Source organism: Rhizobium sp. P1_C7, assembly GCF_056406295.1.
In genome coordinates, this window is sequence record NZ_JBFUAL010000034.1 from 25415 (window position 1) to 37593 (window position 12179).

A 12179-nucleotide genomic window follows, 5' to 3' on the forward strand; every position below is an offset into this window, starting at 1 on the left:
GGAAATCAATGCCGCAATCGCCCAACGCCGCCGCCGAGATCGCACTCTCCGGCGTGCACAAGTGGTACGGGCAATACCATGCCCTCGATGACATCAACCTTGCGATTGCCAAGAAGGAACGCCTCGTCATCTGCGGCCCTTCCGGCTCGGGAAAATCGACACTGATCCGCTGCATCAACCGGTTGGAAACCCATCAGGAAGGACGGATCGTTGTCGGCGGCGTCGAACTGACTGAAGACGAGAAGAACATCGATGAGGTACGGCGTGAAGTCGGCATGGTATTCCAGCACTTCAACCTCTTCCCGCATCTGACAATCCTCGAAAACTGCATCCTGGCGCCGGTCTGGGTTCGCAAGATGAGAAAGACGCAAGCGACCGAAATTGCGATGCACTTCCTCGAGCGAGTGCGCATTCCCGATCAGGCTGGCAAATATCCGGGGCAGCTTTCCGGCGGCCAGCAACAGCGCGTCGCCATCGCCCGGGCGCTCTGCATGAACCCGAAGGTCATGCTGTTCGACGAACCAACCTCGGCACTTGATCCGGAAATGGTCAAGGAAGTGCTGGATACCATGGTATCGTTGGCAGACGAAGGCATGACGATGATATGCGTCACGCATGAGATGGGCTTTGCCCGCCAGGTCGCCGACCGGGTGATTTTCATGGATCAGGGCCGCGTGGTCGAGCAGGCATCGCCCGCCGAGTTCTTCGACAATCCTCAAAATGAACGCAGCCGGCTATTTCTCAGCCAGATCCTGCATTGACGGAATGCCGGGCGTGGCCACCACGCCCGGCTCTCAAAGAGGTTGCGGTTCTTGCAGGAAGCCGCCGACGTGACCGCACGTGCGCGCCGCGCAGTCGCGCCCCGAGACAAGCGCGGTTTCGAGATCGGTCCCCGCAACAAAAGCATGCAGGAAACCCGCCACAAAACTGTCTCCGGCTCCGGTGGTATCGACGACATCGACGGGCGTGATCCCGGTCTCCGCACACTTGCTCCCGTCCGTTGCGGCCGAACCTTCACCACCAAGCGTCACGACCGCAAGCTTGGCACCGCCGGAAAGAAAATCCCTCATCATCGCCTCAGCACTTTTTCGGTTCTCACCGGCCGAGCCGAAGGCGATGCGCAGGGTATCAACGCCGAGATGGACAGGATCGTTGTTGACAGACACGTCCTGCGAAACACTTTTGCCGGATGCCGCAAGCTTGCGGCGCACGACGCCTTGATCGGCGATCCATCCTATATGGACATGATCCATGTCCGCGAGCGCGGCAAAATCCTCGTCGCTCGGACTATAGTTCTGGCAAACCCCGAACTGCTCATAAGCAAATATGCGGTCTCCAGCGTCGGTGATTTCAATATTCGTATAGGCGGTTTCACCGGGCAATATCTGCATATGGTCGACCCGAACACCATTCTCCAACAGCAGATCGCGCGTACGAACACCGTCGCGGTCAGGGCCAACCGCACCAAAATAGTAGACCTCGTGACCCAGCAGCGCGAGCTGAACGGCAACATTGATCGCATTGCCGCCGATCAGTGACTGGCTGACAGGTGGCTGGAAGCGATCAACGCAATTGTCGCCGACTATGGCGAAGCGGTAACGGGTCATGAAACCTCGAATGTTCCGTCACATCAAGGGCCGTGAACGTCACGCGACGGTCACGGCCCATCATGATGGCAGTCTCAGTGTCTTGCCCGACGGCCGAGTGCCGCCGAACGCTCATCTTGCCGATGGCGGCTCAGTAGGCAACCCGCTTGTAGTAGCGACGCGTCGTCAGCGGGTGGTTGCGCATGACTTCGAGATGGGCGCTGATGCGCTCAAGCACGGTGGCGAGCAGAATCGGCGAGATCAGCCCGCGCACTTGTGGCGAAACACCCGGCAGCTCGAAATCAGCGGTATCGAGGACAGTGAGCCTATCGGTATAGTTCGGGGCAAAATTCTGGAGGCGATCGGCAACCGGACGGCACTCATCCTCGCCCTTGAACAGGATGACGCTCACACCTTTTTCGACCAGTTCGAGCGTGCCGTGGAAGAAGTCCGAGGCATGCACCGGACGGGTGCGGATCCACTGCATTTCCTCAAGGATGCACATGCCGTAGTAGAAGGCTTCCGGCCAGACGTTCCCGGCGCCGGTGACAATGTGGTAATCCGACGCCGCCAGGATCTTGGCAAAGGATTCGGCCTTGCCTTCGTAGGCACGCTTTACCTCGAGCAGGAGCTTCGGAAGGCTCTGAAGTTCGCTGATCACCTGGTCGTAGTTCGCGATCTCGCCTGTCTGCTTCATGATCGAAAGCGCAATGAACAGGGACTGGAGGTAGAAGGATTCACACGACGTATCGTCCTCGGCGAAGTTGACGAAGACATGGTCGCCGCCCTTGCCGAGTGGCGTCTCCTCGTGGCCAACAAGGGTCAGAACCGTAGCGCCGATCTCCTTGATCTTGGCGAGCAGTGCGACGCTCTCCTTGGTGGTCCCCGACAGTGACGGCATGACGACAATCGAGTTTTTCGTCAGGTTCGCCGAACCGGTGATGACGAGCTCTGCCGTCAGATCGATAAAGGACGGAAAGCAGGACGCGCGCTGAAGCAACTGGTAGGCCGGCTGCATCAAGATCGCAGCACCGCCGGTGCCCAGGAAGAAGACGTTCTTGGCGCCCGCGGCGATGCAGCCCGCAATGACGTCATCGAAGCGGGTGGCAAGGCCGGCAGCGCCGCACTGGATGCGCAGAAATCTTTGTTCGTCGAAGTTCAGCATGGAAAACTCTCTGTTGTCATGATCGTGGCCGCCCACGGTCGCCTCATACGTTGCCGTCCCCGACAATGTTGTAAGACAACTGACATCTTCGTTTTAGGCTGTCAAGCGCATTTACCCCCTGAAGGACACCGCGGGAAGCACTCGCCCTGTCAATAGCGGATTTCCGTTACGGGTCGGTTGCTTGACCTTTCGGTATTTGTCAGACAAGAAACACCAAGTTTTCGAAAACGATGAGGATTGCCTTGAACGAGCCCCTGCGCGATTCGCGTACCCTGGTGATCCAGCTTCGCGATCGCATTGCTGACCTGATACGCGACGAGGGTCTGCAGCCCGGCGCCAAACTACCCACAGAGGCGCAGCTGACTGATCGCTTCCAGATCTCTCGCCCCGCATTGCGGGAGGCACTGAAGCTGCTCGAACAGGACGGAATGATCTATGTTGAGCACGGCCGCGGCCGCTTCGTCTCGGCCATTGCGGCCGTGCAGGTCGACCGGCCGATCACCGTGTTCGAAAGCGTGACTGACATGGCGCGCCAATATGGATACGCGCCGAAAAACAAGGTTCTGTCGATCTCGGAAGAGACCCCCGACACGACGGTCTCCAAGCAATTGCGCCTGGAGCCTGGCGAACGTGTGATCCGGATTGAACGCCTTCGGCTCGAACACGATACGCCGATCATGTACTGTCTCGATTACGTACCGCGCAACATCATCCCTGCACGCCTCTACGATATCGACTGGAGCGGATCACTGCTGTCGCTGCTGGAGCAGCACAAGCAGCGACCGCGCATGTCAGCCGCATCCGTGACCGCGGTGATGCTGCCGGACGATGTTGTCGACCGTAACGATTTGCGCGATTTCGGCCCTGCCCTCCTGATCACCGAGACCTGTTTCAACGCGGAGGGTCTGCCCGTCGTCTACGCGATCGACTACCACCGCGGCAGCCACTTTTCCTTCAGCCTGGTGCGAAAGTGAGCTCTCGGTCATCAACGAGCCGCCTAAGCGGCTTAAGCGTCGACCCCTTCGGCCGCGCCTTGACGCCTAGTGATACAGGCTCAAACCTGAATTTCTCGCTGACGTCATCGTCCTCGATGAAGGTATCGAGGCGAAGTCCAGAACCAGATCAGCCGCCTGCGCCTCGCCCGACGATCTGCGACGGAATAGCCACCGACGGGAGGTCCTTCAGGTAATCCTGAGGGCAGCAAAAAAGCGTCGGCACGACACAACTGCTACCGTGGAATCGCACAATTGAATTTTTTTGGTCCTGTGGGTCAGTGGACGAAGGTTCCTCCCGTGTGAGTGCGTGGCGACCGTGATCGTCTCTCCCGCAGACGAGTTCGCTGCACCCTTGACATGGTGCGTGGTGTGGAGCGCACTAACTCTCATATCGTCTCGGTTACCCACCCAATCATGGAGGAAAATGTGCTGACCATCGAATGCCGGCTCCGTCATACCGAGTGGTCTACCGACACAAACGTCTTTCTCACGGCTGCGATATGAACGAAGGCAATGATCATGCAGTACGCGGGAGGCTTTCGCCAAGAATCGTGGGCAACGATCCTACGCACCTATTCCCGTCGATCAAAATTCGCGAGCATGCGCTTCAGGAAGTCGATCACTAGATTGATTTCTTCCTTACTGAAACCCTCCACGGCAAGATCATTACCCTTATCCATGATGTCCGATATGGCCGGAAGCGCATCTGCTGCCTTCGCGGTAAGTCGAATGAGGCTGCTCCTTCCGTCATCCGGATCTTTTCGGCGCATGACAAACCCGTCACGCTCGAGACGACCAAGCAATTGCGCCGTGCTGGACTGCTCGACCCCGAGAAGTTCCGTCAGTTGTTTTTGCGTCATCTCGCCCGTTTCGCTGAGCGCGTTGATCACGGGATAGCCAGCGATCCCTGTACCCAACGGTTGAATACGCTCTTCGGCGTAGCGTGACATGAGACGCGCCAACCGCATCACGAGATGCCCAGGCCGATCTGCCAAAATCCATTTCGGTCGTACCACTTGCATTATATCCTATTCAAATGTATAGGCTCCTATATAAACATGACCGCGGCAGAAAGTCACGCGCTAGATGAGAGGCTTGTTATGATTGCTATAATAGGTGCCGGCATCGCCGGCCCTTTGCTTGCCTATTTGCTCCACGAGGGAGGAGTGGCGTGCGTTATTCTCGAGGCCGATCCCTCGCTCGAGACACGTCACCAGGGCGGCATGCTCAATCTCAACGAGGCTACAGGCCAGCCGGCTCTGCAGGCTGCCGGCCTTTACCAGTCGGTGCTCGATCATGTTCTGCCGGGGGGCGATGCCGTGCGCCTCCTCAATCGCAACGGGACGATTCTCTTCGAAGACAAAGGGAACGGGAGCCGGCCAGAAATCGACCGCGGCACACTGCGTCGCCTGATCGTCGAAGCTCTGCCCAACGACATCATCCAATGGAACAGTAGTGTCAGAGCGATTGAGCGGGACGCCAACGGTTTCAGGATCATAACGGCCGATGGTGGCGTAAGGTACGCCAATGCCGTCGTCGGTGCAGACGGTGCATGGTCGAAAGTCCGCCCGCTTCTCACCGACCGGAAGCCAATTTACACCGGCATCACCTTCATCGAAATGCGATTCCTTGAAGCTACCCGCAACTATCCCGTGGTGCGGCGTCTCGTCGGCGACGGCCTCATGTTTGCCCTATCCAAAGGGCAGGGGATCATCGGCCACCGGGAACCGGCCGACGAGCTCTGCGTCTACGCCGCGCTCAGCCTGCCTGAGCAGTTGGTCCGTGAGGAGCTTTCCCGAGAGACACTCATCAATCACTATAACGGATGGGGGGAGGCCTATCTTGCCATGCTCTCCAAGAGCGATGGCGCATTGGTCTCGCGCCCGATCTATGCGTTCCCAACGGGGAAATACTGGCTGCGCGCACACGGAGCGACGCTTGTCGGCGATGCGGCTCACCTCATGTCTCCCTTTGCGGGAGAAGGCGTGAATCTCGCGATGGCCGATGCCAGCGACCTGGCAGCCGCCATCCTTGCTCACCGCAACGACCTTGACGCGGCATTCGAGACGTATGAGGCGAGCATGGCCGAGCGCACGACGCCTTATCAGGAGCAGTCCGCCGCCAACCTGGCGCTCGCCTTTGCCGATGATGCACCGGCAGGCTTCCTCAGCTTCTTCGAAAGCCTTGGCAACCCTTCACCACAAATACAAGGAGCAAGCGAATGATCGAGATCGCCGTCGTCACCGGCACCACGCGGCCTGGAACGAAATCGCCCGCCGTGGCCGATTGGGTCACGGGCCATGCCAGTAGCCGCGCGGATTTGCGCGCTACGAAGCTGGACATTGGCGCTTTCGACCTGCCTCTCCTGGATGAGGCCGTTCCCCCCGCTCGCGGTGACTATACCAAGGAACACACCAAGCGGTGGGCGGCAGCCGTTGCCAAATTCGACGGTTTTATCTTTGTGACACCCGAATACAATCACGGTCCCGCGCCGGCGCTCATCAATGCCATCGATTACCTTTTCAAGGAATGGGCCGACAAGGCTGCCGCTTTCGTCAGTTATGGCGCTCAAGCCAACGGCGTCCGCGCCGTCGAGCCGTTGCGTTCAATCTTGGGCGCTTTGAATGTCGCGACGATCGCCAACCACGTCGACCTATCGCTGTGGAGCGATTTCGAGCAGTTCTCGAAGCCAAATCCACCTGAGGCTAAGCTTAAAGAGCTCGACGCTCAGTTGAATCAGCTGGTGAAATGGGCAAAGGCAATGCGATCAGTTCGTAATTCTACCTAAGGTATCCCTGGTCCCCTGCAACGACCGATCAGCGACGATCGCGTCATCAAATTCCTCGAGCCACGCGTGAATGCCGGGATTTCGACCGGTAACTCGGTTTCCTTTGGCATCGACCCTCGCCGCGCTGTCCATCGCTTCCCTCTTCCGGTCATGTCGTGAGCAAACGGCGATGTCGCTCGCTCTGGTGTGGGTCAGTAACCGGGATGGCGCAGCACGCAAATATGCGCGTTGCCGACGACTGCAGGTCTTGGTCAGGATGGCTCACCGCAATTGTTCGGCGACGAGCCGAAATCGAACCCGGAGCAGACACATGCCGCGTCGACCGATCGAGGAGCGCCTGGCGCAATTGGAGGTGCAAAAGAGAACGTTGCAAATTCGACTGAGCAAGCAGCAGCGCGCCGTCGACACCAGACGTAAGGTCCTGCTCGGCGCCTTCTTGCTGCATCGCTTGCAGAGCGATCCGAACGCGGAATTCTCGGCTCGGCTGAGCGACTGGTTGCGTCGCGAGCTTCCAGGCTTCCTGATCAGGGACACAGACAAGGTGCTGTTTGGCGATCTGTTGGAGCCACCAAGCCAGATCACCCGTGCCGATGAGATCACGGAGCAAAGCACATGACCCTGCTTCGCCCGGCGTGGAACGCCTTTGCAAACATGATCCATGCAGCAAGGCGCGATCCCGTCTGGGCGATCGCCTCGGTGGTTCTCGCGCCATTTCGTTCCGGCCGGTATCTGGCGAACAACGCCGTGCCGATGGTCATCGTCGTCTTCGTGGTCATTTGGGTGGCTGACTGGTTCATGCGCGATGTTGCCGGTCTCGTGAGGGGAGATGTGCTCTGGCATGCCGGCAATATTGCTGTGACCGGATTGATCCTCTTCATTCTGTTTCGAGTGATCAGCAATCCGATGATCCAGCATTTTGGCGGAGCAGAGGGCGACACCCATGGATCGGCACGCTTTGCCACGGCCGGTGAGATTGCCCCCCTCACCCGATCGCAGACCGGACTTTTGATTGGCCGCGATCCACGGTCCGGAATGCTCCTTCGCTATGACGGCCGATCGCACCTGCTGACGATGGCACCGACGCGCACGGGCAAGGGTGTCGGAACGATCATCCCAAACCTACTAACAGCCAACCGTTCCCTCATCTGCATCGATCCAAAGGGCGAGAATGCACGGATCACAATGCGCGCCCGCACCGCCTTCGGGCCGGTGCATATTCTCGATCCTTTCGGCGCCACTACCCACACGACGTCCGCCTTCAATCCCTTCGATACGCTCGATCCCGACAGTCCCGACATCGCCGAGGATGCAGCTACACTTGCCGATACCCTTGTCTATGACGAACCGGGCCAGGCGGGCGAAGCACATTGGAACGAGGAAGCGAAGGCGCTTGTGTCAGGGATCATGCTTCACATCGCGTCCTGTGAAACAAAGGACAGGCGCACGCTCCTGACGGTACGCGAAGCGCTCACACTCGCGCCGGAACGCTTCGTCGCGATGCTGCAGACGATGCAGCAAAGCGAAGCCATGGGCGGCCTTGTTGCGCGCGCCGCCAACCGACATTTCGGCAAGTCGGAGCGCGAAGCAGCAGGTGTGCTGTCCGCAGCGCAGCGCCATACCCATTTTCTCGACAGTCCGCGCATGGCAAGCGTCCTTCAACGATCCGATTTCCGGTTCGCCGATCTCAAAAATCGCACGGTGACGGTCTTCCTGGTGCTGCCGCCCGACCGTCTTTCGGCCTATGCACGATGGTTGCGCCTGATGGTGACGCAAAGCCTGCTGGAGATGACCCGCAGTCGAGCGACAAGCTCCTCGCCGGTTCTTTACCTGCTCGACGAGTTTGCCGCCCTTGGGCGCCTCGATGCGATCGAGCGTGCGATGGGTCTAATGGCGGGCTACGGTGTGCAGCTCTGGCCAATCCTCCAGGACGTTCACCAGCTGCGTGCCACATATGGAAAACGCGCCGGCACGTTCCTGTCGAATGCAGCTGTGCTGCAAGTCTTCGGCGTCAACGATCACGACAGCGCCCGTCTGGTTTCTGATCTGATTGGTCATGAGACGGTCGTGTTCCAGACCATGGCGCGGGCGTTGGACGCGCAACAATCAGGACTATCGTTCGCTGAACACCATATTGGGCGACCACTGCTGACACCGGATGAGGTTCGCGGGCTGCCCGGGAGGCGCGCGTTGCTTTTGCTTGCGGGGCAGCGGCCGATCTTGGCGAGCAAGTTGAGCTACCACCGCGATGCAGAGTTCGCAGCTATGTTTGATCGCCATGAGCGCGGTGTGCAAGCCGCGGCCGTTCAATGCGCGGAACTCCCCGAGCCGGCAGCATCCAGGCCATCGTCGAATGCGGGATATGGAAGGTCCCCAGGGGACCAGAATCCCCAAACCCACTGATAGTATGGGCCCGCAAACGGAAGGATCACTTGGGGGGAATGGACATGCCGAAGCTATTTTCTGCCTTTTCTCCAGTCGCGATACTCGCGGTGCCGCGGCCTAGCGTTGCGTTGCAGACTGACCTGGTTGGGAACACACGCTGCAGCTTCTCGTGAGCTTTTCCAAAGCACCAGCACCGGCCCAGCCCTTAAAGTCGAATGCGTCTACGCGCTGCTTTATCAGGCAGCAGTCGGCGCGACCGGCCAAGGTCGGCTCAAGCGGCTCGTCAGTCCAAAACCTCTGGGCGGGATTCCAGTAGCCAAGAACATCAAGCAGCGATACGCCGAAATAATACTCGTCTGCATAGGAGTCCGCGTAGCCTGGAGTGTACCGATAGGTCCCGTCGGCGTTCAGGGTGTTGTCGAAGGACCAGAGCAACATCTGGCGGATCTCACCGCGGACCATCTTTCGCTCCTCCTCGCTCATGTGCGGCCAGCCGTACTTGAAGATCGCCGCGACATCATAAAAGTTGTGGTTGGTGAACTTCCCATTGCTGCGCCACCCAAAGGGGTAGGCATCGTCTTTGATGGCAAGGGTCGTCCTTATGATCTGCGGCCAATGGTCCACTTCGCCCTTGCTGTACTGCACAATGTGAAACGTCATGCTGAGATCGGTGGTCTTGCGTATCTTGCCATCGATGACGTACCACGCGCCCCAATAGCCAGTTTTAATATCTTGTGAGCCGTGGATAAAAAACCAGGCAGCCTCGCGCATTTCTTCCCAGTCTATCTTCTCGTCAAGTGCTACATGGTTGGCAAGAACGTCCTGGAGGTCATGTTTGTAGGCTGCCGTTGAATAGCTTGCCAACACGCTGCTCAGTTCGCCGCGGTTGTCGATACCTGTGTTTTCGATGTCCGAGACGAGCAGACCTTGAAGATAGTTGATGAGCTCACGTCCTGTGGGGAGCCGCGGGCGCAAGCGATAGCGGGGAGCCCCCTGGTTCGAGAGGAGGCTGAACGCCGTCGCTGTCTCACCCACTCGCATGAACCATTGATCATAGCAAAGCCCCCAAAAGCCATCGACGGGTGACTGCTCGCGAGCAAAATCCTGACTTTTGTCCTGCAAACTCCGCTCGATACGCTCCAATTTGTCCTCGAGTGCACCCCAGTTCGCCGTGTAGCCGAGCAGCCACTTTCCCTCGAGATACATTTGCTCCGAGCATTGCAAGGTGATGCCTGCGGCTTGCTCATCGGCGATCCTCCTCTCGAGCCCTTCGAGACGCTCTGAATAGTGTTGACGGTGTTCCCGATATTGCGGGTCGAACGCCTCAAACTGGCGAGCAATGACGTCACGCATGTCGACATTGTCCGCTGACACGGCTGGTCCCGCGAACACGACCGGCGGGGAGCCGCTGAGAACCACAGCTGCAACAAACACCAGCAAGATCTGCCGAAGACCCTTAGCAACACGACAGGGACTTTGCGTGTGTGTCATTGCATCCTCCAATCCAATAAGTGGTTCTGTGGCACCCGCGATGGCGGGGGGGGTCGGTACGGCGGGACTACGCGCCGAAGGCCGGGTTCGCGTCAAAGGCGTCAATAGCGGCTGGCACGCTCGAAATCTGTCGGGATAAGCCAGCATATGCGAGCGGCATGGACGATATGGTGAGCCAGAGAAGCGAGTTTCTGACGGACACATGGCCTGCGCCGCCTGCGGCTCCTCCAATCAGCTTTGCTCTAAACCTCACGATGCAAATGCCCCGTCAACACGAACGACGTGCATGGCACGCCTGCGACGTGAACCGGGCACGTGTGACCCTAGGCCCTTCGCCCTCAGACAATTTAACTCCGGCGCATGAAAAGAGGAAGAATTATAAGAGGCAAGACAGTGATCGCTTCTCCAGGCGGACACCACCGGCCGAACGTGGGCCGAAAGGTCCCGCGGGATCCCAGCAAAACCCAGCATCTGCTGGGCATGGCGCGCAATTCCATTGAAACCCGGCAATAGTGGTCCATAGTGCATGACTTCAGGGTTTTGCCGGTTGGGCTCATCAGGGAGGAAGCGTGCATGTCAGCGAATCTCGACGATATCCGTAACCAGCAACGTGAGACCTGGGATAAGTTTTCGGCCGGCTGGAAGAAATGGGACAGCTTGGTTCTGGACTGGCTCGCCCCGTTTGGTGACACCATGCTTCGGCGCGCAAATCTCGCGAACGGCTTCAGAGTGCTTGACGTAGCCGCTGGCACCGGAGAACCCGGCCTAACGGCGGCAGCGGCAATCCCCGATGGTCATGTCACCGTAACCGATCTCTCGGAACACATGCTGGCCGTGGCCGCCGAAAATGCGGCCAAGCGTGGACTGAGAAACTTTCAGACTGAGCTGTGTGAAGCGGGAGCGCTGCCTTTTGCCGATGCCAGCTTCGACGCCGTTCTCTGCCGGTTTGGGTTCATGTTCTTCCCCGACATTGCTGCTGCCGCCAAGGAGATGGCACGCGTGGCAAAGCCCGGTGCCCGAGTTTGCGCGGCAGTATGGAGCACTCCTGCCAAAAACCCATGGGCGACCACGATCATGGGCACTATCGCCCGCCACGTGGAAATTCCCTCGCCCCCACCCGGCTCGCCGGGTTTGTTCCGCTGCGCGCCTGAGGGCATGATGGTCGAGACTTTCAAAAAGGCGGGTCTTCACGACGTCGCCGAGGAAGAAGTCACCACTATGATGGTGCACGACAACCCAGAGCGCTACTGGGATTTCATGACTGAAGTCGCCGCGCCCGTCGTCGCCGGACTATCAAAGGCAGACACCGTAACAGGGGAGAAAATCCGTCGCGAGGTCTTGGAGCTAGCGCGACAATCCGTCTCCGACGGGAAGATTCACCTTCGCTCGACGGCAATGATAGTCGTCGGTACGCGATAGTCTGAGGTTTTTCCTTTGCGCCAGTCGGCCACTGAACTCGACGAATCCCGATAGCCACGTAAACGAATACACAGGCTCATGACAGGGTTCTTCGATGGGTTTGGCTATAGCGCGGCGATCTGGATGAGAGGCGCGCGACAATCTGGATGAGAATCCTGTGTGTCGCTGGCTGGGTGAGTTTATCTGTTTGATTGACGCTCGCAAGCGTCATTCATTGGTCTGATTGACGCTCCGCGACAATCTCGTTTGTGTTGTTGATTGTCGCGTATGAGGACGGCCTTCCACGTTGGCGTTTTGCCTCCATGGCAGAGCGACGCCTGTAACTTTCGACGTTCATCTCGAAGATCGTTGCG

Annotated in this window: 11 protein-coding genes; 7 read left to right on the forward strand and 4 right to left on the reverse strand. The window is 58.7% G+C overall.

Translation table 11 applies throughout. The annotated features are described in order from the left end of the window. Positions 1-8: 8 nt before the first annotated feature. Positions 9-761: an amino acid ABC transporter ATP-binding protein gene (locus AC1D2R_RS29855; RefSeq protein ID WP_477973173.1), complete on the forward strand. Its 753-nt coding sequence runs from the start codon at positions 9-11 to the stop codon at positions 759-761. Between the two features lie 33 nt (positions 762-794). Here AC1D2R_RS29855 and AC1D2R_RS29860 read toward each other — a convergent pair whose 3' ends face one another. Both AC1D2R_RS29860 and AC1D2R_RS29865 read right to left on the reverse strand, forming a co-directional pair. After that, entirely contained in the window at positions 795-1607 is an 813-nt protein-coding gene (locus AC1D2R_RS29860; RefSeq protein WP_477973175.1) for a PfkB family carbohydrate kinase, read from the reverse strand. Positions 1608-1737: 130 nt separating this feature from the next. Beyond that, complete coding sequence (locus AC1D2R_RS29865; protein ID WP_477973177.1) at positions 1738-2751, reverse strand: SIS domain-containing protein; 1014 nt, start codon at positions 2749-2751, stop codon at positions 1738-1740. Positions 2752-2993: 242 nt separating this feature from the next. Between AC1D2R_RS29865 and AC1D2R_RS29870 the strand changes: the two genes are divergently transcribed. After that, positions 2994-3725 carry a GntR family transcriptional regulator gene (locus tag AC1D2R_RS29870; RefSeq protein WP_477973179.1) on the forward strand — a complete coding sequence of 244 codons (732 nt, stop codon included), beginning with the start codon at positions 2994-2996 and terminating at the stop codon, positions 3723-3725. A 593-nt stretch (positions 3726-4318) separates the two neighbouring features. Here AC1D2R_RS29870 and AC1D2R_RS29875 read toward each other — a convergent pair. Further along, the gene (locus AC1D2R_RS29875) at positions 4319-4714 is read right to left on the reverse strand and encodes a MarR family winged helix-turn-helix transcriptional regulator (RefSeq protein ID WP_477973192.1); all 396 of its coding nucleotides are present in this window, start codon (positions 4712-4714) and stop codon (positions 4319-4321) included. A 132-nt stretch (positions 4715-4846) separates the two neighbouring features. Between AC1D2R_RS29875 and AC1D2R_RS29880 the strand changes: the two genes are divergently transcribed. The 4 genes from AC1D2R_RS29880 to AC1D2R_RS29895 all read left to right on the forward strand — a co-directional run bounded on the left by AC1D2R_RS29880 (position 4847) and on the right by AC1D2R_RS29895 (position 8934). Further along, positions 4847-5971 (forward strand): FAD-dependent oxidoreductase, encoded by a 1125-nt coding sequence (locus AC1D2R_RS29880; RefSeq protein WP_477973181.1) that lies wholly within the window; start codon positions 4847-4849, stop codon positions 5969-5971. Continuing rightward, positions 5968-6534 (forward strand): NADPH-dependent FMN reductase, encoded by a 567-nt coding sequence (locus tag AC1D2R_RS29885; protein ID WP_477973183.1) that lies wholly within the window; start codon positions 5968-5970, stop codon positions 6532-6534. Before AC1D2R_RS29880 ends, AC1D2R_RS29885 begins: the two co-directional genes overlap by 4 nt. Positions 6535-6844: 310 nt before the next feature. Next, the gene (locus tag AC1D2R_RS29890; RefSeq protein WP_477973184.1) at positions 6845-7150 is read left to right on the forward strand and encodes a mobilization protein; all 306 of its coding nucleotides are present in this window, start codon (positions 6845-6847) and stop codon (positions 7148-7150) included. Beyond that, positions 7147-8934: a type IV secretory system conjugative DNA transfer family protein gene (locus AC1D2R_RS29895; protein WP_477973186.1), complete on the forward strand. Its 1788-nt coding sequence runs from the start codon at positions 7147-7149 to the stop codon at positions 8932-8934. Before AC1D2R_RS29890 ends, AC1D2R_RS29895 begins: the two co-directional genes overlap by 4 nt. A gap of 99 nt (positions 8935-9033) precedes the next feature. Here AC1D2R_RS29895 and AC1D2R_RS29900 read toward each other — a convergent pair whose 3' ends face one another. Further along, positions 9034-10407: a hypothetical protein gene (locus tag AC1D2R_RS29900; protein ID WP_477973188.1), complete on the reverse strand. Its 1374-nt coding sequence runs from the start codon at positions 10405-10407 to the stop codon at positions 9034-9036. A gap of 573 nt (positions 10408-10980) precedes the next feature. On the opposite strand from AC1D2R_RS29900, the gene AC1D2R_RS29905 reads away from it, so the two are divergent. Then, positions 10981-11826: a class I SAM-dependent methyltransferase gene (locus AC1D2R_RS29905; RefSeq protein WP_477973190.1), complete on the forward strand. Its 846-nt coding sequence runs from the start codon at positions 10981-10983 to the stop codon at positions 11824-11826. Positions 11827-12179 lie beyond the last annotated feature (353 nt).